The sequence below is a fragment of the Streptomyces lanatus genome, from assembly GCF_014655715.1.
Classification (GTDB): domain Bacteria; phylum Actinomycetota; class Actinomycetes; order Streptomycetales; family Streptomycetaceae; genus Streptomyces; species Streptomyces lanatus.
The window spans coordinates 504,835-529,415 of the sequence record NZ_BNBM01000001.1 but is presented as its reverse complement, the minus strand read 5'-3'; the positions used below and the strand labels follow the sequence as shown (position 1 = coordinate 529,415).

Annotated in this window: 31 protein-coding genes; 24 read left to right on the top strand and 7 right to left on the bottom strand. The window is 72.2% G+C overall.

Annotated features, from left to right (window positions below):
• Nucleotides 1-41: 41 nt before the first annotated feature.
• Genes IE325_RS02325 through IE325_RS02285 form a run of 9 tightly spaced genes read left to right on the top strand, consistent with a single transcriptional unit; the run spans nt 42 to nt 3,595 of the window.
• Nucleotides 42-374, top strand: a complete 333-nt coding sequence (locus IE325_RS02325) for a gas vesicle protein GvpO (protein ID WP_190067925.1) — start codon at nt 42-44, stop codon at nt 372-374.
• 52 nt (nt 375-426) lie between these two features.
• Nucleotides 427-816: a gas vesicle protein GvpJ gene (gvpJ, locus tag IE325_RS02320; protein ID WP_190067924.1), complete on the top strand. Its 390-nt coding sequence runs from the start codon at nt 427-429 to the stop codon at nt 814-816.
• Nucleotides 813-1,553, top strand: a complete 741-nt coding sequence (locus IE325_RS02315; RefSeq protein ID WP_190067923.1) for a GvpL/GvpF family gas vesicle protein — start codon at nt 813-815, stop codon at nt 1,551-1,553. Before gvpJ ends, IE325_RS02315 begins: the two co-directional genes overlap by 4 nt.
• Before the next feature lie 4 nt (nt 1,554-1,557).
• Entirely contained in the window at nt 1,558-1,818 is a 261-nt protein-coding gene (locus tag IE325_RS02310) for a gas vesicle protein GvpG (protein WP_190067922.1), read from the top strand.
• Nucleotides 1,815-2,006, top strand: coding sequence for a hypothetical protein (locus tag IE325_RS02305; RefSeq protein WP_190067921.1), 192 nt, complete (start codon nt 1,815-1,817; stop codon nt 2,004-2,006). The genes IE325_RS02310 and IE325_RS02305 overlap by 4 nt, the downstream gene beginning before the upstream one ends.
• Nucleotides 2,003-2,350, top strand: coding sequence for a gas vesicle protein (locus IE325_RS02300; RefSeq protein ID WP_190067920.1), 348 nt, complete (start codon nt 2,003-2,005; stop codon nt 2,348-2,350). The genes IE325_RS02305 and IE325_RS02300 overlap by 4 nt, the downstream gene beginning before the upstream one ends.
• Nucleotides 2,347-3,132, top strand: a complete 786-nt coding sequence (locus IE325_RS02295) for a GvpL/GvpF family gas vesicle protein (protein WP_190067919.1) — start codon at nt 2,347-2,349, stop codon at nt 3,130-3,132. Before IE325_RS02300 ends, IE325_RS02295 begins: the two co-directional genes overlap by 4 nt.
• Nucleotides 3,129-3,317 carry a gas vesicle protein gene (locus IE325_RS02290; RefSeq protein WP_190067918.1) on the top strand — a complete coding sequence of 63 codons (189 nt, stop codon included), beginning with the start codon at nt 3,129-3,131 and terminating at the stop codon, nt 3,315-3,317. The genes IE325_RS02295 and IE325_RS02290 overlap by 4 nt, the downstream gene beginning before the upstream one ends.
• A complete protein-coding gene (locus IE325_RS02285; RefSeq protein ID WP_190067917.1) occupies nt 3,314-3,595 on the top strand; it encodes a gas vesicle protein K in 282 nt (93 codons plus the stop codon). Before IE325_RS02290 ends, IE325_RS02285 begins: the two co-directional genes overlap by 4 nt.
• A gap of 14 nt (nt 3,596-3,609) precedes the next feature.
• Here the strand turns inward: IE325_RS02285 and IE325_RS02280 are convergent, their stop codons facing one another.
• A complete protein-coding gene (locus IE325_RS02280) occupies nt 3,610-4,431 on the bottom strand; it encodes a methyltransferase domain-containing protein (RefSeq protein ID WP_190067916.1) in 822 nt (273 codons plus the stop codon).
• 43 nt (nt 4,432-4,474) lie between these two features.
• Nucleotides 4,475-5,983: a bifunctional phosphatase PAP2/diacylglycerol kinase family protein gene (locus IE325_RS02275; RefSeq protein ID WP_190067915.1), complete on the bottom strand. Its 1,509-nt coding sequence runs from the start codon at nt 5,981-5,983 to the stop codon at nt 4,475-4,477.
• A 72-nt stretch (nt 5,984-6,055) separates the two neighbouring features.
• Here IE325_RS02275 and IE325_RS02270 point away from each other — a divergent pair, with 72 nt between their 5' ends.
• The 3 genes from IE325_RS02270 (at nt 6,056) to IE325_RS02260 (ending at nt 8,702) form a co-directional block, all read left to right on the top strand.
• Entirely contained in the window at nt 6,056-6,700 is a 645-nt protein-coding gene (locus IE325_RS02270; RefSeq protein ID WP_190067914.1) for a histidine phosphatase family protein, read from the top strand.
• A gap of 65 nt (nt 6,701-6,765) precedes the next feature.
• Entirely contained in the window at nt 6,766-8,385 is a 1,620-nt protein-coding gene (locus tag IE325_RS02265; protein WP_190067913.1) for an ATP-binding cassette domain-containing protein, read from the top strand.
• 74 nt (nt 8,386-8,459) lie between these two features.
• Nucleotides 8,460-8,702 carry a DUF6158 family protein gene (locus tag IE325_RS02260; RefSeq protein WP_190067912.1) on the top strand — a complete coding sequence of 81 codons (243 nt, stop codon included), beginning with the start codon at nt 8,460-8,462 and terminating at the stop codon, nt 8,700-8,702.
• Between the two features lie 30 nt (nt 8,703-8,732).
• Here the strand turns inward: IE325_RS02260 and IE325_RS02255 are convergent, their stop codons facing one another.
• Nucleotides 8,733-9,284 carry a type 1 glutamine amidotransferase domain-containing protein gene (locus IE325_RS02255; protein WP_190067911.1) on the bottom strand — a complete coding sequence of 184 codons (552 nt, stop codon included), beginning with the start codon at nt 9,282-9,284 and terminating at the stop codon, nt 8,733-8,735.
• Between the two features lie 79 nt (nt 9,285-9,363).
• Nucleotides 9,364-9,738, bottom strand: coding sequence for a DUF2795 domain-containing protein (locus tag IE325_RS02250; protein ID WP_190067910.1), 375 nt, complete (start codon nt 9,736-9,738; stop codon nt 9,364-9,366).
• A 126-nt stretch (nt 9,739-9,864) separates the two neighbouring features.
• On the opposite strand from IE325_RS02250, the gene IE325_RS46615 reads away from it, so the two are divergent.
• The 6 genes from IE325_RS46615 (at nt 9,865) to IE325_RS02225 (ending at nt 14,611) form a co-directional block, all read left to right on the top strand.
• Complete coding sequence (locus tag IE325_RS46615) at nt 9,865-9,996, top strand: hypothetical protein (protein ID WP_268256324.1); 132 nt, start codon at nt 9,865-9,867, stop codon at nt 9,994-9,996.
• Nucleotides 9,997-10,110: 114 nt separating this feature from the next.
• Nucleotides 10,111-11,004 (top strand): LysR family transcriptional regulator, encoded by an 894-nt coding sequence (locus tag IE325_RS02245; RefSeq protein WP_190067909.1) that lies wholly within the window; start codon nt 10,111-10,113, stop codon nt 11,002-11,004.
• Nucleotides 11,005-11,130: 126 nt separating this feature from the next.
• A complete protein-coding gene (locus IE325_RS02240) occupies nt 11,131-11,913 on the top strand; it encodes an SDR family NAD(P)-dependent oxidoreductase (protein ID WP_190067908.1) in 783 nt (260 codons plus the stop codon).
• A 57-nt stretch (nt 11,914-11,970) separates the two neighbouring features.
• Complete coding sequence (locus tag IE325_RS02235; RefSeq protein WP_229911616.1) at nt 11,971-13,005, top strand: alcohol dehydrogenase catalytic domain-containing protein; 1,035 nt, start codon at nt 11,971-11,973, stop codon at nt 13,003-13,005.
• Between the two features lie 23 nt (nt 13,006-13,028).
• Entirely contained in the window at nt 13,029-14,093 is a 1,065-nt protein-coding gene (locus IE325_RS02230) for a flavin monoamine oxidase family protein (RefSeq protein WP_190067907.1), read from the top strand.
• A complete protein-coding gene (locus IE325_RS02225) occupies nt 14,081-14,611 on the top strand; it encodes a DinB family protein (protein ID WP_190067906.1) in 531 nt (176 codons plus the stop codon). Before IE325_RS02230 ends, IE325_RS02225 begins: the two co-directional genes overlap by 13 nt.
• A 19-nt stretch (nt 14,612-14,630) precedes the next feature.
• On the opposite strand, the gene IE325_RS02220 is transcribed toward IE325_RS02225, so the two are convergent.
• Nucleotides 14,631-16,088: an MFS transporter gene (locus IE325_RS02220; RefSeq protein WP_190067905.1), complete on the bottom strand. Its 1,458-nt coding sequence runs from the start codon at nt 16,086-16,088 to the stop codon at nt 14,631-14,633.
• Between the two features lie 38 nt (nt 16,089-16,126).
• Nucleotides 16,127-17,245 carry an FAD-dependent oxidoreductase gene (locus IE325_RS02215; RefSeq protein WP_190067904.1) on the bottom strand — a complete coding sequence of 373 codons (1,119 nt, stop codon included), beginning with the start codon at nt 17,243-17,245 and terminating at the stop codon, nt 16,127-16,129.
• A gap of 187 nt (nt 17,246-17,432) precedes the next feature.
• On the opposite strand from IE325_RS02215, the gene IE325_RS02210 reads away from it, so the two are divergent.
• Both IE325_RS02210 and IE325_RS02205 read left to right on the top strand, forming a co-directional pair.
• A complete protein-coding gene (locus IE325_RS02210; RefSeq protein WP_190067903.1) occupies nt 17,433-18,038 on the top strand; it encodes a TetR/AcrR family transcriptional regulator in 606 nt (201 codons plus the stop codon).
• Between the two features lie 184 nt (nt 18,039-18,222).
• A complete protein-coding gene (locus tag IE325_RS02205) occupies nt 18,223-19,014 on the top strand; it encodes an RNA polymerase sigma factor SigF (protein WP_190067902.1) in 792 nt (263 codons plus the stop codon).
• Here IE325_RS02205 and IE325_RS02200 read toward each other — a convergent pair.
• A complete protein-coding gene (locus IE325_RS02200; protein WP_190067901.1) occupies nt 18,962-20,116 on the bottom strand; it encodes a GAF domain-containing protein in 1,155 nt (384 codons plus the stop codon). The genes IE325_RS02205 and IE325_RS02200 overlap by 53 nt on opposite strands.
• Before the next feature lie 125 nt (nt 20,117-20,241).
• On the opposite strand from IE325_RS02200, the gene IE325_RS02195 reads away from it, so the two are divergent.
• The 4 genes from IE325_RS02195 (at nt 20,242) to IE325_RS02180 (ending at nt 24,509) form a co-directional block, all read left to right on the top strand.
• On the top strand, nt 20,242-20,958 hold the full coding sequence (locus IE325_RS02195; protein WP_190067900.1) for an ANTAR domain-containing response regulator: 717 nt from the start codon (nt 20,242-20,244) through the stop codon (nt 20,956-20,958).
• A gap of 290 nt (nt 20,959-21,248) precedes the next feature.
• On the top strand, nt 21,249-22,076 hold the full coding sequence (locus IE325_RS02190; protein WP_190067899.1) for a hypothetical protein: 828 nt from the start codon (nt 21,249-21,251) through the stop codon (nt 22,074-22,076).
• Between the two features lie 148 nt (nt 22,077-22,224).
• Nucleotides 22,225-23,472: an aminotransferase class I/II-fold pyridoxal phosphate-dependent enzyme gene (locus IE325_RS02185; RefSeq protein WP_190067898.1), complete on the top strand. Its 1,248-nt coding sequence runs from the start codon at nt 22,225-22,227 to the stop codon at nt 23,470-23,472.
• Entirely contained in the window at nt 23,469-24,509 is a 1,041-nt protein-coding gene (locus IE325_RS02180) for an MBL fold metallo-hydrolase (RefSeq protein WP_190067897.1), read from the top strand. The genes IE325_RS02185 and IE325_RS02180 overlap by 4 nt, the downstream gene beginning before the upstream one ends.
• The last annotated feature ends 72 nt before the right edge of the window (nt 24,510-24,581 follow it).

Genomic DNA, 24,581 nt, shown 5'->3' with positions numbered 1-24,581 from the left:
TTGACGGGCGTCTCTCGGGCCACTCGGCGCGGGAGGCGCCCATGAATGACCCACAGAGGAAACCCAGTTCACCCAGACAGCGGACAGACGGGCCGGACAAACGTCCGGCCCCCATGGTGGTCCTGCGACAGGCACGGACCCAGCTCGCCGAGTTCATCGGTGCGAACGCGGAGACGGTCACGTCCTTCGAACAGACGGAGGACGGCTGGAGCCTGGAGATCGAGGTCCTGGAACTGTCCCGCGTACCCGACACGATGAGCCTGATGGCGAGCTACCAGGTCGATCTGGACCGAGAAGGACATCTCACCGGATACCGGCGCGTGCGCCGCTACGAGCGTGGGCGTTCCGACGCACACAGGCGGGGCGGCCACTAGGCCGCCCGCCCCCGCCCAGCACCACGTCCCGAGACAAGGAGAGACGGCCCATATGACCGTTGTCCCGGCACAACAGTCCGGCGGAGGCGGCACCAGTGGCCTCTACGACGTGCTCGAACTGTTACTCGACAGGGGGGTGGTCATCGACGTTTTCTTAAGGGTCTCCCTCGTCGGCATCGAGATCCTCAAGATCGACATCCGGATCGTCGTGGCCAGCGTGGACACCTATCTGCGCTTCGCCGAGGCGTGCAACCGGCTCGACCTGGAGGCCGGGCCGCGCAAGGACCCGGGCCTGCCCGGCATGGTCGGCGAGATCACCGAGTCCGGAGCCGCCGAGACCATCTCCGATGCCTTCGCGCAGACACGCGAGGACGGCGAGCAGCGGCCCAGGCAGCGCGCCCGCAAGTCCTCGGCGTCACGCCGGAAGGAGGAGCAGGAATGAGTACGTATGTGTACGGCATCACCACGAGCTCGCACCCCGCGCTTCCGGCGGACATGGGCGGCATCGGTGAACCGGCCCGCCCGGTACGGGTGTTGAAACAGGGTGAGCTGGCCGCCCTCGTCAGCGACGCCCCCGAGGGGCTGCGCCCCAAGCGCAGGGAACTGCTCGCCCACTCCAACGTGCTCGCCGAGGCCGGCGCGGCCGGCTGCGTGCTGCCCATGCGGTTCGGCAGCGTCGCCCCCGACGACGACGCCGTCAGCTCCGTCCTGGCCGAACGTTCCGAGCACTACAGGGAACGCCTCACGGCCCTGGACGGCAAGGTCGAGTACAACGTCAAGGCGACCCACGCCGAGGAGGCCGTGCTGCACCGCGTGCTGGCCGGCAACCCGGAGATCCGGGCCCTGACTGAGGCCAACCGGCAGTCCGGCGGCGGCAGTTACGACCAGCGGCTGCACCTCGGCGAGATGGTCGTCGCCGCCGTCAAGGCCCAGGAGGCCGAGGACGCCACCGATGTGCGGCACACCCTGGAACCGGCCGCGGACGCCGTCAGCGTCGGCCCCGGCTCCAGCGGCTGGCTCGCCAATGTGTCCTTCCTGGTGGACCGCGACGGGGCCGGGACGTTCCTCACCGCGGTCGAACAGCTCCGCTCGGGCCATCCCCACCTCGAACTGCGCGTCAATGGCCCGCTGCCGCCGTACAGCTTCGTGGAGCCCGGCGCGGAGAGCGCGGGGGAGTGAGGCCGTGGGACTGATCGGAGAGGTGCTGCTGCTGCCGTTCGCCCCGGTGCGCGGCAGCGCATGGGTGATCGGACAGGTACTGAGCGAAGCGGAACGCATCCACTACGACCCGAACACCGTGCGCGCCGAACTGGCACGGCTGGAGGAGCGGCTGGCCGCGGGCGAGATCGACGAGGAGGAGTTCGACCGTCAGGAGGACGAACTGCTCGACCGGCTCGAGACGGGCCTGCGCGCGGGGTACGGCAACACTGACGGGACAGCATGATGAACACCACCGAGCAGGTGCCGGACCAGGGGATCGCCCCGACTTCCGAGGGTGACGAGGGTGTCACGAAGGGTGTCGTCCCCCATGAGGACGCGGTCGCGGAGGAGGGCGAGGAGGAGTACCAAGAGGAGGAGCACCGAGAGAACGAGGACGATGACGGGTACGCGGGCAGTGGGAGCCGGCGATGACCACATCCAGCAGGCTGCCGGAGCCCTTCGGCCAGGGCGGCGGCGCCAACCTCGCGGACATCCTGGAGCGCGTGCTCGACAAGGGCGTCGTGATCGCGGGCGACATCCGGATCAACCTGCTCGACATCGAGCTCCTCACCGTGAAGCTGCGGCTGATCGTCGTCTCCGTCGACAAGGCGAAGGAGATGGGCATCGACTGGTGGGAGGACGACCCGGCGCTGTCCTCCCGCGCCCACCGCAACGAACTGGCCAGGGAGAACGCCGAGTTGCGTGAGCGACTGGAACGGCTGGAGCAGCTGGCGCCCGCCGGGAAGGCCGCCCGTGGACAGGAGGAGGCCCCATGACCACTCTGCGCTACGTCTACGCCGTGTGCCGCCCCTTCCGCTCCGCCCTCCAGGCGCAGCTGACCGGGGTCGCGGGGGTGCCGCCCAAGCAGCTCACGCATCACGGCCTGGTCGCCGTCGTCAGCACGGTGCCCGAGGCGGACTTCGGCGAGGCGCCGCTGCGCGCCCACCTGGAGGACCTCGACTGGCTCACGGTCACCGCCCGTGCCCATCAGCAGGTCATCGACGCGCTCACCGCCGTCACCACACCGCTGCCGCTGCGGCTGGGCACCGTCTTCCGGGACGACAGCGGCGTACGGACCATGATGGAGGCGCGCGAGGAGGACTTCCGGCGGGTCCTGGACCGGCTGGAGGGCCGGGTGGAGTGGGGCGTCAAGGTGTTCGTGGAGAGGGAGCCCGCACAGGACGCCGAGCCCGGCCCGCCCGAGCACGGGGCGCAGTCGGGCCGTGACTATCTGCGCCGGCGCCGTATGCAGACCCGTGCCCACGAGGACGTATGGCAGCGGGCCACGGAATTCGCCGGACGGCTGCACGAGAAGCTTTCCGCGTTCGCCGAGGATTCCCGGCTGCACGCCCCGCAGAGCGCCGCCCTCTCCGGTGCCTCGGGACAGAATGTGCTCAACGCCGCCTATCTGGTGCCCCGCGCGGATTCCGAGGAATTCGTGGAACTGGTGGACCGGGAGAAGGACGACGCCCCCGGAATACGGGTCGAACTCACCGGGCCCTGGGCGGCGTATTCCTTCACCGGTGAGTTCGCGGAGGAGCCGGAGGTGGAGCGATGACCGTCGTCGAACGCCGTGAGGTCTCCCTCGTGGACCTGCTCGACCGGCTGCTCGCCGGGGGCGTGGTCGTCAGCGGGGACATCACCCTGCGCATCGCCGACGTCGACCTCGTGCGCATCGACCTGAACGCCCTGATCAGCTCCGTCAATGAGCAGGTCCCGTCGCCCTGGGGGGAGTTGGCATGACGTCACCGCGCAACCGGCTGGACCTGGACCCCGACACGGTCGAACGGGACCTCGTGAAACTCGTCCTGACGGTCGTCGAGTTGCTCCGCCAGCTCATGGAGCGCCAGGCCCTGCGCCGCTTCGACACGGGTGAACTGGACGAGGAGCAGGAGGAGCGGATCGGGCTGACGCTGATGCTGCTGGAGGACCGGATGGCCGAACTGAGGGAGCGGTACGGGCTGCGGCCCGAGGACCTGAATCTGGACCTCGGGCCGCTCGGACCGCTGCTCCCACGATGAGAACAGCTCACACTTCAGGCTTGCTCACGGCACAGGATCTCCCCGTGCAGGACGCTGAACCAGCCGTCGTCCCGCCGCCCCCACTCCCGCCAGGCCTCGGACACGGCCCGCAGTTCCCCGGGCGTCGCGTGCCCGCCTTCCGCGGCCCGCTCGGCATACGCCGACGCCAGTGTGCGATCCGCCCACAGCCCGCTCCACCAGGCCCGCTCCTCCGGCGTCGAGAAGGTCCAGGTGCTCGACGTCGCCGTGATGTCCGTGAGCCCCGCCCGCAGCGCCCAGGACTTCAGCCGGCGCCCGGCGTCCGGTTCGCCGCCGTTGGCGCGGGCGACGCGGCGGTAGAGGTCGAGCCAGTCGTCCATGCCCTCTGACGCCGGGTACCAGGTCATCGCCGCGTAGTCCGAGTCGCGGACCGCGATGAGACCGCCGGGCTTGGTGACCCGGCGCATCTCGCGCAGCGCGGCCACCGGGTCGCCGACGTGCTGCAGCACCTGGTGGGCGTGGACCACGCAGAACGTGTCGTCCGGGAAGTCCAGCGCGTGCACATCGCCGACGGCGAAGTCGACGTTCGTCAGGCCGCGTCCGTCGGCGGTGGCCCGGGCCTGCTCCAGGATCCCGGGCGCCCGGTCGACGCCGGTGACCCGGCCCTCGGGGACCAGTGCGGCCAGGTCGGCGGTGATCGTGCCGGGTCCGCAGCCGACGTCGAGGATCTGCATGTGCGGTTTCAGCGAACCGAGCAGGTAGGACGCCGAGTTGGCGGCGGTGCGCCAGGTGTGCGAGCGCAGCACGGACTCGTGGTGGCCGTGGGTGTACACGGCGGTTTCCTGTGCCTTCGACATGGCGACACCGTACGCCCGCATGTCGAATATTGAGACCCACGTTTCACCATGTGGACGGCAGGATGCCGGGCAGCGGACGGTAGACCGTCAGCGCCTCCGGCAGCTTCTCCAACGTCACCTCGCCCCCGACCTCGGTGACTTCACCGTCGTACGCGAGCAGCGCCCCCGGTGTGACACCCGTCAGACTCAGCCGGCCGACCTGGACCGCGGCATGGGCCGGCGAGCGGGTGAGCGGGCCCGCGACGGCGGCCGCGAGCAGGCGCAGCGCGGGGCGCCGGCCGCCGTGCACGACCCGTACGTCCAGCACCCCGTCCGCGAGATCGAGCCGGCGGGCGGGTGCCAGGCCCAGCCGGTGGTAGGTGCCGTTCCCGGCGAACAGCAGCCACAACGGGTGGGCACGGCCGGCGACCTCCGCGTGCAGCGGGTGGCGTTCGCCGCGCAGGACCCGCAGGGCCGCGAGCACCCCGGCGGGCCAGGCGCCGAGCCGGGGCGAGAAACGGTCGCGCTCGCGTACCAGCTCCGGATACACGCCCAGGCTGCACGTGTTGAGGAACAGCCCCTGCCGCCCGTCGCAGGTGAACCGGCCCACGTCCACGCGCACCGCCTCGCCGCGCCGCAGGGCCCGGCTCAGATCGCGTTCGTCCTCCACCCCCAGGTCATAGGCGAAGTGGTTCAGCGTGCCGCCGGGCAGCACCGCCAGCGGCAGCCCGTGTCGCAGCGCGACCTCGGCGGCCGCGTTCACCGTGCCGTCGCCGCCGCACACCCCGAGCACCCGGGCACGGGCCGCCGCCCTGCGCAACTCGGCCCGGATGTCGGCCGGTTCGCACTCGACGAGCTCGGCGCGCGGCAGCAGGTCCAGCAGCGCGTGCACCCGGTCGGCGGTGCCCGCCGCCCTGTTGGCCACCATGACCAGCCCCTCCCCGTCCTGCAGCGCCGGAACATCCGTACGGGGCCGGGCCGGCGGCACCAGCCGGTCACGCGTCGGCACCAAGCCCCGTACGGCGAACGCGGCACCCGCGCCCAGTGCCGCGCCCGCCAGCACATCGCTCGGGAAGTGCACGCCGGTGTACACCCGCGACAGCGCCACCGACCAGGCGATCGGCGCCACCGCCAGACCCCAGGCGGGCGACTCCAGGGCGACACCTGTGAGGAACGCCGCCGCCGACGCGGCATGCCCGGACGGGAACGACGTGGTGATCGGCTGCCGCTTCAGCTGCCGGACCAGCGGTACGGGATCCAGCACCGGGCGCGGGCGGCGCACCGACCGCTTGCCGACGGTGTTGATGGTCAGCGAGGCCAGGCTCAACGAGGCCAGGCCCCGCACCGCGGCATGGCGGGCCCGGGGCGTACGGCTGGCGGCGATCGCGGCGGCCGCCGCGAACCACAGCACCCCGTGGTTCGCACTCCGGCTCAGTCGCGGCAGGATCCGCTCGGCATACGGCCAGTGCTGCTCGGCGGCGAACTCGAACAGCCGCGAGTCGAGCGAGAGGAACCGGTCGCGCAGGGCATGCCTGCCGGGCTTGGGGACGGTGAGATCGACGTCTGGGCTCATACAGGGCTGGGTACCCTGAAGTGGCCGATCGCTGTCCGTCCGGCGGTGACCGACACACGGAGGAACCCGTACATGCGTCTGCTCCTCGTCCGCCACGGCCAGACCCCGACCAATGTGGACTACCTCCTGGACACGGCCGCCCCCGGCCCCGGCCTCACCGAACTCGGCGAACGACAGGCCGCGGCACTGCCCGCCGCACTGGCCGGCGAGGACATCTCGGCGATCTACGCGTCCACCCTGATCCGCACCCAGCTCACCGCCGCCCCGCTCGCTGCGGACCTCGGCCTCGGCGTGACCGTCCGTGACGGCATCCGCGAGGTCTCCGCGGGCGACCTGGAGATGCTGCCCGGTGACACGGAGGCGGGGCATGCCTACATGACGACGGTCTTCGCGTGGGCGGCGGGCGACACGGAGCTGCGGATGCCGGGCGGGGAGAGCGGCGCGGAGGCGCTCGGGCGCTACGACGCCGTGGTCGCCGAGGCGGCCGGCAGCGGAGCCGGGACCGTCGCCCTGGTCAGCCATGGCGCGGCCATCCGCATGTGGACGGCGGCACGGGCGGCGAACGTGGACGTGGCCTTCGCGGCGGCGCACCCCCTCGACAACACCGGCGTGGTCGTGCTCGAGGGGGCGCCCGAGGACGGGTGGAAGGTGCTGTCGTGGGCGGGGGCGGCGGTGGGTCCCGCGGGGGAGAGCGGGCCGACGGGGGAAGCGGTCTGACGGCGGCGGGTTCTGCCGCAATAAGCGTTTGCCCCGGCTCGCCCCCCGCCCGCACAATCCGCTGCATGGGACATCTGGAAGCCGCGCATCTCGAGTACTACCTCCCCGACGGGAGGGCGCTGCTCGGCGATGTGTCGTTCCGGGTGGGGGAAGGCGCCGTCGTGGCGCTGGTCGGGCCCAACGGCGCCGGCAAGACGACGCTGCTGCGGCTGATCTCCGGCGAGCTGAAGCCGCACGGCGGCACCGTCACCGTCGGTGGCGGACTCGGCGTGATGCGGCAGTTCGTGGGATCCGTACGGGACGAGACGACCGTGCGTGACCTGCTCGTGTCGGTCGCGCCGCCCCGGATCCGCGAGGCCGCGCGGGCCGTCGACACCGCCGAGCACGCCCTCATGACCGTCGACGACGAGGCCGCCCAGCTGAAGTACGCCCAAGCCCTCGCCGACTGGGCCGAGGCGCGGGGCTACGAGGCCGAGACGCTGTGGGACATGTGCACCATGGCCGCGCTCGGTGTGCCGTACGAGAAGGCGCAGTGGCGTCAGGTGCGGACCCTGTCCGGCGGCGAGCAGAAGCGGCTGGTGCTGGAGGCGCTGCTGCGCGGCACGGACGAGGTGCTGCTGCTCGACGAGCCGGACAACTACCTCGACGTGCCCGGCAAGCGCTGGCTGGAGGAGCGGCTGAAGGAGACCCGCAAGACGGTGCTCTTCGTCTCCCACGACCGTGAACTCCTCGCGCGCGCCGCGGAGAAGATCGTGTCGGTGGAGCCCTCGCCGGCGGGCGCGGACGCCTGGGTGCACGGCGGCGGCTTCGGCACCTACCACGAGGCCCGACAGGCCCGCTTCGCCCGCTTCGAGGAGCTGCGCAGACGCTGGGACGAGAAGCACGCCCAGCTGAAGAAACTGGTGCTGACACTGCGTCAGGCGGCCGAGAACAGCCCCGACATGGCCTCCCGCTACCGCGCCGCCCAGACCAGGCTGCGCAAGTTCGAGGAGGCGGGACCGCCGCCGGAGCCGCCGCGCGAGCAGGACATCAGCATGCGGCTGAAGGGCGGACGTACCGGCGTACGGGCCGTGACCTGCGAGAACCTCGAACTGACCGGACTGATGAAGCCGTTCTCGCTGGAGGTCTTCTACGGCGAGCGCGTCGCCGTCCTCGGCTCCAACGGCTCGGGCAAGTCGCACTTCCTGCGCCTGCTGGCGGGCGACGACGTGGCACACACCGGGGCCTGGAAGCTGGGCGCCCGGGTGCTGCCCGGCCACTTCGCGCAGACCCACGCGCACCCGGAGCTGATCGGCCGGACCCTGCTCGACATCCTGTGGAAGGAGCACGCCCAGGACCGGGGCGCGGCGATGTCCCGGCTGCGCCGCTACGAACTGACCCAGCAGGCCGAGCAGCCCTTCGACCGCCTCTCCGGCGGACAGCAGGCCCGCTTCCAGATCCTCCTGCTGGAGCTGGAGGGCGTCACCGCCCTGCTCCTGGACGAGCCGACCGACAACCTCGACCTGGAGTCCGCCGAGGCCCTGCAGGAAGGGCTGGAGTCCTTCCAGGGCACCGTGCTGGCCGTCACCCACGACCGCTGGTTCGCCCGCTCCTTCGACCGCTATCTGGTCTTCGGCAGCGACGGCCGGGTGCGGGAGACGGCGGAGCCCGTATGGGACGAGCGGCGGGTGGAGCGGGCGCGGTAGCGGAGGCCCGGCGCCCGAGGTGTTCGTACAGTGGATGCGAGAGCACGTCCGAACACGACGAGCGGGGCACCACGATGACCGGAGTCGACCCCGGCCGGCTGGACGACCAGCAGCTCATGAAGGAGCTGGAGACCATCCACCGGACGCGCCACGACACGCTGCTGTACGGCTCGAACGACGCGCTGCGGGCCCACAACGAACGGATGGCCCAGCTGGAGGGCGAGTATCTGCGCCGCAACCCGCGGCGCACCGTCGCCTCGGGCCGGACCCGTGACGGCGCCCGCGAGCGCACCCCGGGCGCGGATCCCGCCGGCTGACGTCCGGGTCACCCCTGCTCGCGGCCCCCGTCAGACCGTTTCCTTCGACGTCCTGGCGAACACGTCCAGGAACGTCTCGCAGAACGCCTTCAGATCGTCCGGCCTGCGGCTGGTGACCAGCCTGTTGGGGCCGTGGTCGCAGATCCGCACCTGCTCGTCGACCCAGGTGCCGCCCGCGTTGCGGATGTCCGTGCGCAGGCTCGGCCAGGAGGTCAGCACCCGGCCGCGTACGACATCGGCCTCCACCAGCGTCCATGCCGCATGGCAGATCGCCGCGACCGGCAGGCCCCGGTCGAAGAAGTCCCGCACGAAGGCGACGGCCTTGCGGTTGGTCCGCAGATAGTCCGGGTTCGCCACTCCGCCCGGCAGGACGAGGCCGCCGAACGACTCGGCCGACGTCTCGCCCACGACCTCCTGCACGGGGAACTTCTCCGCCTTGTCGAGATGGTGGAACGCCTGGATCGCACCCGGCCTGGTCGACACGAGCACCGGTTCGTGCCCCGCCGCCACCGCCGCCCGCCACGGGTCGGTGAGCTCGATCTGCTCGACTCCCTCGGGGGCGGTCAGAAAAGCGATACGCATGATCTCCGCACGTCCTTCCGCGGCGGCCCGGCCACGGGGCCCCGTGGCCGGGCGCTCGCCGCTCGTCGCTCGCTACTCGTCACTCGTTCGTCAGGGCCTCGGCCAGCTCCTGGACGTTGGCGTAGCGCCTGCCGCGCGGCAGCCGCTCCAGCGGCTTCACCAGCGCGTCGGGTGCATACCCGCGGCGCAGCTCGCCGATCAGCTCCCGGGGATTGGCCGGGAAGGCGCCACGGCCCAGGATCCGGGCCAGCTCCAGCCGGACCGTCGCCAGGTCGGCCGACGACGTACCCGGGGCCACCGGCCCACCCGCGACCTGCGGATCGTCCTCGGCGGACGGCTCCGGATCATGCCACTCCTCGGTGCGCGTGGGGTGCCCGGACCGCAGGAGTCCCTGGAGCTCGTGCTTCATCTCGTCGTCGCGGTGCACGCTCAGCCGGTCACTGCCTCGCTGCATGACTCCCTCCAGTTCTCGGTGCTGCGCACCGCGTACCCGATGAGTGGAGCCCGACACGGGGTTTGCATTCCCAAAGGCGGGTGACCCGGCCCTCACCCCCCGCGCGAACTGGGGAAGGACCAGGCCATGGCACTGCTCGCTGTGCTCCTCCCACTCCTGATGCTCGGCATCGTGCTGGCACTGGGACGCTACGAGGAACTGCTGCTCCCACGGGAGAAGGACGAGGACCGGCCCGAGGGGGCGGCGCTGGGCCACTGACCCGTCCCACGGCACGACGTTTCCATAACCGCTGGTTATGCTCCAAGGGCGGACGTCCACCACAGGCGGCACGAAGAGGCCGGTAGGGGACGTCGGTGAATGGAGCGACGAGGCATGGCCATAACGGATCGCGATCGACTGAACCCCGAAGGACTCCGCTATGCGCAGGCCGTCGCCGAGACCAGGTCGTTCAGCGCCGCCGCCCGGGCGTACGGCGTCACCCAGCCGGCCCTGTCCAACGGCATCGCCAAACTGGAGGAGCGCCTCGGCGGCAAGCTCTTCGACCGGTCACCGCGCGGAGTGACACAGACCGCGTTCGGCGCCCGGATCCTGCCCCTGATCGAGCAGGCCCTGGTCGCCCTCGACGCGGTGTCGGCGGAGGCCCGGCGGCTGACCGAGCCCGGCGAGCAGAAGATCCGCATGGGTCTGTCGCCCCTGATCGGCTCCGACCTGGTCGCCCGGGTGTTCAGCCAGGTGTGCGACCTTCCCGTCCCGCGCGACCTCGTGCTGCGCGAGGCGAACATGGAGGATCTGCGCGCGTCCCTGCGCGCGGGCGAGCTCGACATCGTCCTGATCCCGGCCGTGGCCGCGATGCCGCGCTTCGAGCACCGGGTCATCGACGTCGTGCCGATCGTCGTGGTCACTCCCGAGCCCGCGCAGGACGCTCCGCTCGAACTGGAAGAGGCCGGCAAGGAGCAGTTCATCCTGGTGCCGGACACCTGCGGCCTGACCACCTTCACCACCCAGCTCTTCCAACGGCACGAGATGCCCCTGAACACCTATCCGGGGGAGGCCGCCAGCTATCAGGTCCTGGAGGGCTGGTCGAAGCTGGGCCTGGGCTCGGCGATGGTCCCCCGCTCCAAGCTCACCTCGCCCGACGTCCCGCACCGTCCGCTGCTTGACCAGGGCCGCGAGGTGCAGATCTCCTTCGAGGCGGTGTGGAGCGCCGAGTCCTCCCTCGCCGGTGACCTCCTCCGACTGGCCGACGGGCTCGCCGCGGCGCGCTAGCCATACAGAGTCGCCAGCCATACAGAGTGCTTATGCCCTGATTCAGAGTGATCCGCTACCGGACCTCGCTCGGAGTCCCTAACGTTGCCGCGTCCGGACGGCTCACCGACTCAGGAGCAGCACCGAATGCCCAGCACCCCCCTCGATTTCACCGGCCAGAAGGTCGTCGTCATCGGCGGCACCAGCGGCATGGGGCACGCCGTGGCCCGCCACATCCTCGAAGCCGGCGGCACCGCCGTCGTGACCGGGCGCACCCAGTCCGGTGCCGACGAGGCGGCGAACGCCCTGTCCGCCCACGGCAAGGCCACCGGCCTGGCGGCCGACCTGGCCGACCCCGCGGCCGTGGACCGCCTGCGCGTCACCCTCACCGAGGAGCACGCCGACGCCACCCTCCTCGTCAACGCGGCCGGGGTCTTCGCCCCCAAGCCCTTCCTGGACCACACCCCCGAGGACTACGACCGCTACCAGGCCATCAACCGGGCCTTCTTCTTCCTCACCCAGACCGTCGCCGGCAACATGATCGCCCGCGGCGCACAGGGGGCCATCGTCAACATCGGCTCCATGTGGGCCCACCAGGCCGTCGCCGCGACGCCCTCGTCGGCGTACTCCATGGCCAAGGCGGGACTGCACTCCCTCACCCAGCACCTCGCGATGGAACTCGCCCCGCACGGCATCCGGGTCAACGCCGTCGCCCCCGCCGTCGTGCGCACCCCCATCTACGAGGAGTTCATCCCCAAGGCGGACGTCGATTCCGCCCTCGACGGGTTCAACACCTTCCACCCCCTCGGCCGCACCGGCACCCCCGACGACGTGGCCGCCACCGTCGCCTTCCTCCTGTCGGGCCGGACCGACTGGGTCACCGGCGCGATCTGGGACGTAGACGGCGGCGTCATGGCCGGACGCAACTGACCCGCCGCCCATATCCCCCTTTTCGCCTTTTCGAGGTTCTACTGCGAGGAGAGACCCGTGTCCCAGAACGCCGAGGGAATTCACCGGGCCGCACAGGTGACGGAGCCCGGCGCTCCCGTACGGGTCGTGCCGGTGACGGCGCGGACACCCGGCATCGGCGAGGTACGTATCGACGTGGCAGCGACCGGCATCTGTGGCGCCGACATCGGTACGGTCCGCAATCCCGCCCCGGCGACCGGCTTCCCCGTCACTCCCGGCCACGAGGTCGCCGGTGTGATCGCGGAGCTGGGCCCACAGGTGGAGGGGTGGGCCGTGGGGGAGCGGGTGGCCGTCGGCTGGTTCGGCGGCAGCTGCGGGCACTGCTCCGCCTGCCGTACCGGCGATGTCGTGCACTGCCCGGAGCGGAAGGTCCCGGGCCTGTCGTATCCCGGCGGCTGGGCGAGCACCCTCACGGTTCCCGCCACCACGCTCGCGCGCATCCCCGAGGGCCTGTCCTCGGCGGAGGCCGCCCCCTTCGGCTGCGCCGCCGTCACCACCTTCAACGCGCTACGGCACTCCGGCGCCGGACCCGGTGACCTGGTCGCCGTCCTCGGGGTCGGGGGCCTCGGGCATCTGGCGGTGCAGTTCGCCGCGGCCATGGGGTTCGAGACGGTGGCGATCGCCCGGGGCGAGGAGAAGCGGAAGCTCGCCGAGGAACTGGGCGCGCGGCACTACATCGACGCCGAGCGGCAGGAACCCGGCGCGGCGCTGGGCAAGTTGGGCGGGGCGCGGCTGATCCTGTCCACCGCCTCCAGCACCAAGCCGCTGGCCGAACTGGTCGACGGGCTCGCCCCGCACGGGCGGCTCACCGTCGTCGGCTTCGACGGAGCGCCCCTGCAACTGCCCCTGGCCAAGCTCGTCATGGCGGCACGGAGCGTCTCCGGCCATCTCACCGGCAGCCCCGCCGACACCGAGCAGGCCATGCGCTTCGCGGTCGCCACCGGAGTCCGGCCCCAGGTGCGGACCGTCCCGCTGGAGGAGGCCCAGCGGGCGCTCGACACCCAGCAGGAAGGCAGGGCCCGCTTCCGCATGGTCCTCACCACCGGCGCGTGACCGCCGCTGAAGACGGAGAGAACATGAATCGGCATGACGTCGTCGTGGTCGGCGCCGGGATGGCCGGCCTCACGGCGACCGCCGCCCTGGCCGCCGCCGGACGTGACGTCCTGTGCCTGGAGGCCCGCGAACGCGTCGGCGGACGGCTGCTCAGCACGGCCGCCCTCGATCTGGGGGCCACCTGGTTCTGGGACGGGGAGCGGCGTGTCGCAGAACTCGTCGCGCGGCTCGGCATCGCCACGTTCGAACAGCATCTGGCGGGCGACACACTCGTACAGGACGCCACCGGCATACGGCGGCTGCACGGCAACCTGCTCGATGCGCCTGCCCGGCGTTTCACGCCGGGGGCCGACGCCCTTGCCCAGGCGCTCGCCGCCGAGCTGCCGACGGACGTTCTGAGGCCGGCCACCCCGGTCACCGCGATCCACCCCGGAGCCACCGGCGGGCTCGACATCCGTACGCCGGACTCGGTGCTGCACGCCGAGCACGTCGTCCTGGCCGTGCCTCCGGCCCTCGCCCTCGCCCGGATCGACTTCGGCGCCACGGAACTCCCCGCGGAACTGACCCGGCTCGCCCGGACGACCCCGGTGTGGATGGGGGCGGTCGCCAAGGTCGTCGCCCGCTATCCCACCGCGTTCTGGCGGGAGACGGGGCTCGCGGGAGCGGCGTTCAGCAGGACCGGGCCCCTACAGGAGCTGCATGACATGTCGGGTCCCGGCGGGCGACCGGCCGCCCTGTTCGGCTTCGCCCCGGCCCGGGCCGTGGGCCCCGGCTTCGAGCAGGCGGTGATCGCCCAGCTGACACAGCTCTACGGTGCCGCGGCCGCCGAGCCCGAGACGCTCCAGGTTCAGGACTGGAGCAGCGAGCGGTGGACCTCTCCGCCGGCCGCGCACCGACTCGCCGATCACTCCCTGTTCGGGCACCCCCTCTACCAACGGCCCGCCCTGGACGGCAGGCTGCACTGGGCCTCCACCGAGACGGCCGACCAGTACGCCGGGCACATCGAGGGTGCCCTCGCCGCCGGCGAGCGAGCGGCGCACGCTGTCCTGTCCCCGCACACCGATGAGGCGAACTCATGCTCCAGATAGAAGCGTTGCTGCGCGAATACGACCGCGCCCGTGCCTACACCGACGACCTGTGGCGGGACCTCACCCCGGACGAGGTGACCTGGCGCCCGCACGAGAACTCCAGCGCCATCGGCTGGCATCTGGGCCACCAGGCCCATGTCGCCCACTTCATGATCCGCAACCTCACCGCGGCCGAGCCCAGCCCCGACCCGGAGCTGGACGCCCTGATGGACTCGGCGAACCCGGAGAAGTTCCGCGGCACCCTGCCCACGGTCAAACGCCTCACCGACTTCCGCACCACGGTCGCCGAACGCGTGCACGCCCGCATCGGTGACATCGCGGCCGGCCGGGTCGGCGCCCCGACGCAACTCACTGTCGTCGCTGGCCACTTGCTCACCACCCTCATCAACCACGAGTACCAGCACGACCAGTGGATCGGCGAGGTCCGCACCACCGACCTCGGCCACCCGCTCCCGCCCGACCCCGACAGCGAACACCTCCGCCGAGTCGACGGCTACCTCGTGGTCGACGTCCTCTGACCGCGCGGCGGCAGGCCGGTCACGGCCGTCGAGGGCGGGTGAGCACCGCCACGGCGGGGTTGCGGGCCAGCATGAGCGCGGGAATCGCCGCGAGGACGAAGAGGATGCCCGCCATCGCGACGTAGAGGTGCACACCGGCCGCCGTGCTCACCGGGGCGCCGTCGGCGAGGGTCCCCGGAATCTGGGTCGCCTTGAGCACCTCGCCCCCGGCGATGTTGAAGACGACCGAGCCCAGGGCGAGTACGACCGACACCACGCCGGCGATCGTGCCCTGCCGCTCGGGCGCCTCGATGCCGGTCGCCAGGTTGTAGCCGGAGGCGCCGATCGCGCCCGCGGCGATGCCGAGCAGGGCGCCGCAGGCGATCGCCACCGGGAGGGCCGATACGCCCGCCAGCATCGCGAGCGTCCCCAGCACCCCTACGGCGATGCCGCCGAGGAGAGGCAGCGCGGGACCGAACCGGCCCGCGAGCCATCCGGCGCACATGCCGCCGATGACGATGCCCAGGTTGGGTGTGGCGAGAAGCACCGCGACCGCCTCGCCGTCGCCCAGTCCGTAGCCGAGCCCCAGGTCGGCGGGCACCTGGGCGATGATTCCGGTCAGTTGGAGCATGCTCCGGAAGGAGCCCGCCGCCAGCACCAGCGCCAGCAGCGTCAGCAGGATCGGGCCGCCGAGGGCCCGGATGTCGATGATGGGTTCGTCGACCCGCAGGGCGAGGAACACCCAGCCGGCCAGCGCGGCGGCACCGGCCAGCAGCAGCGCGATCATGCCCCCGGACAGCCATCCGAGGTCGCTGCCGAGACTGGCGTAGGCGAGCACCGCGCCGAGGCCGCCGCCGAGCAGGAGCGCCCCGCGCACATCGATCCGGCCGCTGGTGCGCACCGGCGACTCCGGCAGGAAGGAACGCACACAGAGCGCGGCCGCCGCGGCGAGCAGCGCCGCCACGATGAACACGCTCCGGTAGCCGAACACATCGATGACCGGCTGCATCAGGAACGGCTCGATGATCCCGACGACCGACGAGCCGGACGTCACGAGCCCGACCACGGCCATCGCCACCCGTGTGCTGCAGATCTGGCGTACGAGGGCCACCGTGAGGAACACCGCGGCGAACGCTGCGCCCTGGAGGAAGCGGCCCACCAGGAAGATCCATACGTTGGGGGCGGCGAGGCAGACCAGCGCTCCGGCGCAGGCGAGGGCCAGCGTGGCGATGAGTATCCGGCGCTTGCCGAAGATGTCGGAGCTCTTCGCGAGCAGCGGTGACCAGATGGCGCCCGCCAGCATCGCGCTCGCGTTCAGCCACGCGGCCTGGTCGGTGTCGAAATGGTCGAGTAACTGGGGCAGGACCATCATGGGCGAGCCGATGACCACGTCGGCCAGGACGTTGGCGAGGGTGAGAACCGCCGCCCAGAGGACGAGCCGCTTGCTCCAGCGGTGCTCCTGGGCGACGGGGGCGGGCTTTTCCAGCGTGTCTTCCACTATGAACTCTCTCCAGGGTGTGGGGGCGAGGGGTGTGTTCAGTGCGCGCCGGTGCCGGACGCCCGCAGTGCCTCGTTGCGGGCGGCGATGGCGGCCCAGGTGGTCGGCAGCATGCGGTCGCGACCGCTGTGGACACGGTCCTGGGCGAAGGTGACGTAGGGGCGCTGCCGGGCCTCGTACCGTGCGAACGCGACGGTGTGGTCGTCGCCGCAGCGTTCGAGTTCCTCGGCGAGGAAGCGGGCGCCGGTGAGTGCCAGTGAGGTGCCCCGGCCGGACAGGAAAGCCGGGCTGTACCCGGCGTCCCCGACGAGGGCGACGCGGCCCCGGTGCCAGGCCGGCAGGTGGATCTGGCTCGCGGAGGTGAAGAAGAAACCGGGGTCGGCGCGGGCCGCGTCCAGCAACTCCGGGATCCGCCAGGACCGGTGACCCGCGAAGGCGTCGATGAGGATCCGCTTCTGGGCGTCCAGGTCCCGGTGGTCGTAGTCGATCGACTCCGACCGGAACTGGAAGACCGCGACGGCCCTTCCTCCGTACCGGAAGACGCCCGCCATCCGGCCGGGGACGTTGTAGATCGAGTTGGCGCCCTCGGATCGCGCCTCGGCGGGGAGGTCGGCGAGGGCGAAGTAGACACCGAGATGCCGCAGGAAGTCCTTCTCGGGCCCGAACACCAGCCCGCGTACGGCGGAGTGCTGGCCGTCGGCTCCGATCACCAGGTCGTGGCGCCCGGTCCGGCCCGATGCGAAACGGACGTCGACACCGTCGCCGCCGTCGTCGGCCAGTGTCTCGACCGAGTCGCCGAAGCGGATCGCCGCGGTGTCCGGGAGCGCCTCGGCGAGGATCCGTACGAGGTCCTCGCGCAGCAGCTCGATGTCGTCGTCGGAGTCGCTGACCTCGGCCATCGGGATCCGGGCCACCGGCTGGCCCGTGCTGTCGACGAATCGGGTGAGCTCGGACATCCGGACCCGCTTCCGCTGGATCCGCGCGAGCAGTCCCATCCTCTCCACGGCCTCGATGGCATCGCCGCGGATGTCGATGGGTGTGCCGGTGAGCCGGAGCCGGGGGGCGTGCTCGACGACGGTCACGTCGTGACCGCGCCGGCCGAGCTCAAGTGCGCAGGCGAGCCCGGCGATTCCGGCCCCGGAGACAAGGATGTTCACGTGTGTGCCCCGTTTCGCTGAGGTGGGTCCGCGACAGTCGTGCCGTGACAGTCGTGCCATGACGGTCGGACCGATTAAAGAAACAATCTGTCGCTTTTAGCGAGAGTACTGGGCACCGGCTTGCACCGCAACGACGCACCTGGCGACAATCGGCACCCCAGCGGAGAAACAGGAGGTGGGCGCGGTGATGGCCGACGGGACCACGGACCGGCCGCCCGCGCGGCGCCCCGGTGGCCGCAACGCGCGGGTGAGAGCGCAGATCCTCGCCGCGACCGTCGAACTCGTCGCACGCGACGGCATCGCGGGCTTCCGCTACGAGGAGGTCGCCGAGTTCGCCGGCGTGCACAAGACCAGCGTCTACCGCAACTGGCCCGACCGTGAGGAACTGGTCGTCGAAGCCCTGCTGCGCTACGCCGAGGACCTCGCCTCGGTCGCCGACACCGGCGACATCCACCGGGACCTGGTGGACTTCACGCTGGCCCTCGCGGGCGGCCTGGAGACGCCGTTCGGCCGGACTCTCGAACAGGCCATTCAGCCCGCCCGCCAGACCGCCACCGTCCAGGCGCTGACCAAGATCCTCGACCAGCGTGTGGCCGCCATGCGGCGCCGCGTGGAGACCGCCGTCGACCGCGGTGAACTCCCCCCGGTCGACAGCGCGTTCCTGGGCGAGATGATCTCCGGCCCGGTGCATCTGATCGTCAACCGCGGCATGCGCCCCTTCACGCGCGCCGACGCGGATCGCATCGTCGGCGTGGTGCTCGCCGGCATCAGGGCCACGGCCCCGCGCGACTGAGCGTTCGCCCGCACGGGCGTTTGAGCGACCCGAGGACGGGCAGGCGGACGAACAGTGCTTCGGACAGGAGGCACGTCCGTGGGATCGGTGACTTCCCACCACGGGTGTGCCCGGTACCGGTGCGCGCCCCCACTCCCACGGTGACCGTCCAAGCCAGTGCACAACCAAGGGAGTTGCGACGCACATGCCCACCGCAGTGAGCGCGAAGCACCACCCGCACGACGACGCCCCCGACACCGCCGAGGACTTCCGCAGGCTCGCCGAACTGCCCCAGGGGCAGCAGCGCGACACCGTGCGCGCACGGATCGTCGAGGCCTGGCTGCCCATGGCCGACCGACTGGCCGGCCGGTTCCGCAGCCGCGGCGAGAGCTTCGAGGACCTGCGTCAGGTCGCGGCCCTCGGCCTGGTCAAGGCCGTCGACCGCTACGACCCCGCCCGCGGCAACGCCTTCGAGAGCTACGCCGTCCCCACCATCACCGGTGAGATCAAGCGGCACTTCCGCGACCACATGTGGACGCTGCATGTGCCGCGCCGGGTGCAGGACCTGCGCAACCGTGTCCGGTTCGCCGTACAGGACCTGCAGAACGTCTCGGGCCGCAGGCCCACCGTGGCCGAGATCGCCGAGCACGCGGACATGAACGAGGCCGACGTCCGCGCGGGCCTGGAGGCCCTGGAGAGTTTCACCGCCCTGTCGCTGGACGCGGAACTGCCCGGCAGCGACGACGGGTACTCGCTGAGCGACGCGCTGGGGTCGGCCGACCCCGCGCTGGACACGGTCGTCGACCGCGAGGCCGTCAAGCCACGGATCGCCGCGCTGCCCGAGCGCGAGCGGGCGATCCTCTACATGCGGTTCTTCGGCGACATGACGCAGAGCCGGATCGCGGAGCAACTGGGCATCTCACAGATGCATGTGTCCCGGCTCATCAGCCGCTGCTGCCATCGGGTGCGGGAGCAGGTTCTCGAGGATGCGGCCTGACGATCGTCAGCGTGATGTGACGGGCCATCGTGTCCAGCGCCTTCGCCTCCGCCATGGAGAACGGGGCGCGAGGACCGCATCTGAACAGCGTCAGCACGGCCCGTACCGCGCCCTCGGCCGCCAGGGGGACGCACAGCAGTGAGGTGACGTTCGCCTGTACGAGGACGGGGGCGCCCTCGGCGTCCCTGCCGAAGGCGTCCGGGTTCTCCGGGCGCACCTGAAGGGACGGGGAGGCGGTGCGTGCCGTGTCCGTGACCAGGGGGCAGTCGGCCGGGTCCTGCGCCGCGAGAACTGCGGCCTCCTCCTCGGAGGGGGCGAGCACGGCCGTACGGCTCATCCGCCCGGCGGCCGTGTCGACGATCACCCAGTCGGCGAAGGTGCCGTGCAGGACCCGGGCCGCGCGCCGCAGGACCGTCCCGCGGTCGCCGCGGGGTGCGGTCAGGAGAGCCGTCGTCATCTCGTCCTGGAGGTCCGCGAGGGCCGCCTGCCGGGTCGTCTCGGCCAGGTCCGGCGGCCGGGGCGGCGCCGTGACCGGCGTGGACGGCGTCGGCGCCCCGGGCCGCAGCACCACCAGCACCGTGGTGTGCGGCTCCCCGGTCGGGTGTACGGCCGTCAGGGTCGCCTGGACCGGGGCCGACGGGTGCTGCTGGAGATGCACGCTCAGGCTGCGGTCGCCCTCGCCGCGGGCCACCGCGGCGGCCTGCGAACGGAACGCCGCACGGTCGGCGTGGGCGAGGAGCCCCGTCAGCGGCCGCCCCGTCGCATAGCCGGACCGCACACCGGTGAAGGACGTCGCCGCGAAGTTCAGTCGGCGCACCACCGTCTCCCGGTCCACCAGCGCCACCGGGAGCGGGAACCGCTGGAACACCGCGCGCAGCAGATGCTGCTCCTGACGGTCCGCGGACGACGTACGGGGCAGTCCGCCCGAGGACAGCCGCTCGTACCACGGCCACAACTGGTCGGCGACATGGTCGAGTTCGAAGATCGCGGCGTCCAGGACCGTCGGCAGGTCCCCTTCGGACACGGAGCGCGCCGCCTTGAGTTCCGCGACGCGGCGCACGAAATCCGCGAGCTCGTCACCGAATCCGTCCGCCTTCTCCATGGGGATGAACCTAGCCCGCGTCGATGCGTTCCGGGGCGACCGGGATCCAACCGGTTCCCCCTGTTCTCCGGCTGTTTTCCCCGCCCGGGACCGGGAACGCGCAAGGAAGGAGGGAGGAGTTGAGGATGCCCGCTCACGAACGCGTGGAGCACTGGGGGGACGAGTCCGCCGAAGCCGCCCTTCCCGGACGCCGGCTGTCCGCGCTGGCCGAGCAGGCCGTGCGCTGCACCGCCGAGTGCTGCGGGGCCAGCAGCATGGTGGCCGAACCGGACGCCGAGCGGCCCGGCGCCGTCACCCATCCCGACCTCGCCGGACTCGTCGCCGTCCAGTTCCGCTCCGGTGACGGGCCCATCCCGGCGGCCCTGGAACGCGGCGAGCCCGTCGACTCGGCCGACCTGCTGCACGACGAGCGCTGGCCGGAGTACCGCGCCATGGCGCTCGACTCGGGCGTGCGCTCCAGCGTCACGCTCCCGTTCCGCCGGTCCGGTCTGACGGTGACGCTGAGCCTCTACAGCTTCCGTCCGGGCGCCCTGGAGGACGCCCGGCACGGACCCGTGCACGCCCTCGGCGAATTCGCCGCGAGCTGCCTCGTCCGCGACCGCTCCTACCGCGCCGCACTCACCGAACTCGACCACCTCGGCAACGCCCTGCGCTCCCGCCCCGTCGTCGACCAGGCCTGCGGCATCGTCATGCACGTCCTCGGCTGCGACGCCGACACGGCGTTCGGAGTACTGCGCCGCATCTCCCAGGGCACGAATCGGAAGCTGGCCGATGTCGCTGCGGGGGTGGTCGGTCGGCGGGGGCGGGGGTTGGAGCGGGATTTGGCGGCGTTGATGGATTGAGGTCGGTTCCCTTGGGCGGTCCGGTCTCACGGGCGCCCGGGGGCGCGGTCCGTTTGTGGCTTGCTCCGGCGATGCGGTTCGCTCCGGTGACTCGGTCTCTACGTGGCCCGCTCCCGCCGCTCGGCCCGCTCCCCGTCCACCGGGTGACCCATCTCGCGTCACCCACTCGGCCGTCCCCCGTCCCGCGAATGGTGCCCGGCCGCGCGCGCACGGGCGTCCGGCGGGCTGTCATGGGCTGCGGGGGCGCGATCGCCGTTCCCCTGCAGTCGTCGGCCGAAGGAGCTCACCCCATGCGCCGCACCGCCCGTGCCCTGTCCGTCGCCGCGCTGGCCGGCACCGTTCTGGGCGCCGCCGCCCCGACCGCCTCCGCGGACCCGGCCGCCGAGGTCAGCCCCGGGACCGTCTCGCCGGGCGGCAGTGTCACCGTCTCGGTCTCCTGCGATGCCTCCGGCGGGTCCGCGCCGGAGAGCATCGAGGGCGTCTCGCAGGCGTTCGAGGACGGCGTCGTCGACCTGAAGCGGGTCTCCGGCAATGACGAGAAGGCCGCCGGGCCCGCCTACAGCGGCACCGCGCGTGTCCCCGCGGCCGAGGACACGGAAAGTGCCCCGGAATCCGGCTGGACGGTCGACGGCACCTGCCCCGCGGCGGCCGGCGAGGAGGGGAAGGAGTGGAGCGCGACGTTCGAGGTGGCTGGGAAGGGCGGGGGTGGTGGTGACGGTTCAGGTGGTGGCGAGGCCGGCAAGGGTGATCCGGAGGGCGGCCTGGGTGGTGGCGGTGGCGGCAGCCGTACGTGCGACGAGTCCGGCTCGGACTGGTCCAAGTCCGAAACCGGGAAGCGCGAGGAGGACACCGGCGGGACCGACGCCGGGACGGCCGCGCCCGGCTGGGAAGCACCGACCGGAGGCGACAAGACCGACCCCGGGTGGAGCGAAGGCGGGTCCCACGCGGAGGACTGCGACGACGGCGGCGCCTCCACCGAGCACGGAGTGCAGGCCGGCACCGGCGGTACCTTCACCGACTCCGTCCCCGCCCTGGTCGCTGGCGGCCTCCTGATCGCGGGCGCGGCCGGCGGCGCGGTCTACCGGCTGCGCCGCCGTACCCCGGCCGCGGAGGACTGACCCGTACGGCCGCCCCGTGACCGGCGCTGATCGGCGCAACCCCTGCGCCCGCCCACGCACTCGCGCCACGATGGGTACGCACAGCCCGGCCCCCACCCCGTAGGAGCCCCAGAACCAGCACCCGGAACACGGCACAGCGGAGGCACGGATGCGCCGCACGGACCCCGAAGGCCACGGCCCCGTCCGCTACGGGCCGCCGCTCCCGGACGACGGGCTGCCCGTGCTGCCCGAACTGGCCGCCGTGCTCGCCGCGGCGGCGGGCCGGGCCGAGAGCGAGCCCATCGGGGGCGGCGACGCCCTGCTGGAGGCGGCGTGCGGCTACTGGGGCCGGCGTGGACTGCCGACCGAGCCCGGGCAGGCGGTGGCCGGCCCCGGCGCTCCCGCCCTGCTGCTGGCGCTGACCTTCGCGCTCGGCGGCGACGTCCTGGTGCCGAGGCCCTGCGCGGCCTGGTGGGCGCCGTACGCACGCCTGTTGGGCCGACCGGTCTTCCATGTCGCGACACCGGCCGAGTCCGGCGGCGTCCCGGACCCGTACGCCCTGCTGGAGACCGTCCGCCGGGTCCGTGCCGAGGGCGGTGACCCACGGCTGCTGGTGCTGTCCGTCGCCGACGACCCGACCGCCACCGTCGCCCCGCCCGAGGTGCTGCACGAGACCGTGGAGGCCGCCACCGGCGAGGGACTGCACCTGGTCAGCGACGAGACCTGGCGCGACACCGTGCACGCCCCGCACGACACCGTGCTGGTCAGCCCCGCCGAGATGCTGCCCGAGCGGGTCACCGTCGTCACCGACCTGGCCGGCGCCCACCTCCCGCCCGGCTGGCCGGCCGCGATCGCCAGGTTCCCCGCGCACGACGCCGGGAACGGCCTCCACGCGCGCGTGCTCGACGTGCTCACCGCACTCGGCGCCCGCGTAGCCGGACCGGTCGCCCTCGCGGCCGCGTACGCGCTCGCCGAGCCCGAGCCGGTCACCGCGCGCATCGCCGCCACCGTACGCCTGCACGCACGCGTGGCCGCCGCCGCGCACACCGCCGCCGTGAAGGCCGGCGCCCTGGCCCGGCCCCCGCGGGCCGGCCGGCATCTGTACATCGACCTCGGCCCCCTGCGCGCAGGACTGTCCGCGCGGGGCGTCGGCGACGCCCAGGACCTGGAGGACCACCTCGCCGCCCGGCTCGGCATGCCCGCGCCGGGCGGGCACCGCTTCGGCGACGACCTCGCCGCCCTGCGCGTCCGGCTGTCCACCGGACCGCTGCTCGCGGGCACCGACGAGGAACGCGCGGAATGCATGAGTTCACCCTCGCCGTTGGAACTGCCACATGTGCAACGCGCGTTGATCCACTTGAAGTCGGTCTTCGACGATCTACGCGACGAAGCTCAGCGACGGGAGCCTCCTCGATGACGCAGCAGTCCGAGTCGACCACCAGGCGCACCACCACGAGGCGTACGGACACCACGTTCCCGCCCCTCGCCGAACCCCGCCCGCTCTTCGAACGCCGGGTGTGGCCACGCACCTTCCACGACCGCCTCACCGCCCCGCTGCCCGGCATCAAGGCCCTCGCCCGCTTCGCCCGCGAGGGCTCCGTACGCCCCGGCCGCGACGGCCTGGCCGACATCCCGCGGCTGCCCTTCGAGCCCGCCCCGGTGCCGCGGGTGGACACCCGCACGATCGCCGTCTCCTGGGCGGGACACGCCAGTTGGGTCGTACGGATCGGCGGGCTGACCGTGCTCACCGACCCCGTCTGGTCCCGCCGCATCCTCGGCACCCCGGCCCGTGTCACCCCCGTCGGCATCGCCTGGAGCGCCCTCCCGCGCGTCGACGCGGTCGTCATCAGCCACAACCACTACGACCACCTCGACGCCCCCACCCTGCGCCGACTCCCGCGCGACACCCCGGTGTTCGTACCGGCCGGACTCGCCCCCTGGTTCCGGCGTCGCCGCTTCACCCGGGTCACCGAGCTGGACTGGTGGGAGGCGGCCGAACTGTCCGGAGTCCGCTTCGACTTCGTACCGGCCCACCACTGGTCCAAGCGCACCCTCGTCGACACCTGCCGCAGCCTGTGGGGCGGCTGGGTACTGACGGCGCCCGACGGCCGGCGCGTGTACTTCGCGGGCGACACGGGCTACGGCCACTGGTTCGCCCGCATCGGCGAGCGCTACCCCGGAATCGACTTGGCCCTGCTCCCCATCGGCGCGTACGACCCCCGGTGGTGGCTCAGCGACGTGCATTGCGATCCGGAGGAGGCGGTACGGGCGGCCATGGACCTGGGCGCGCGAAGGATGGCACCGATGCACTGGGGCACGTTCGTCCTGTCGGCGGAGCCGGTCCTGGAACCACTGACGCGGGTACGGGCGGCGTGGGAGAAGGCGGGACGGGACAGGGAGGACCTGTGGGATCTGCCGGTGGGCGGCTCACGGGTGCTTGAAATCGCCGGGTGAGGGTCGCGCCCCTTCAGTGGCGCGGGGCTGTATCGATATGCGGCTCCGCCGCGTGGGCGCGACCAGCCACGT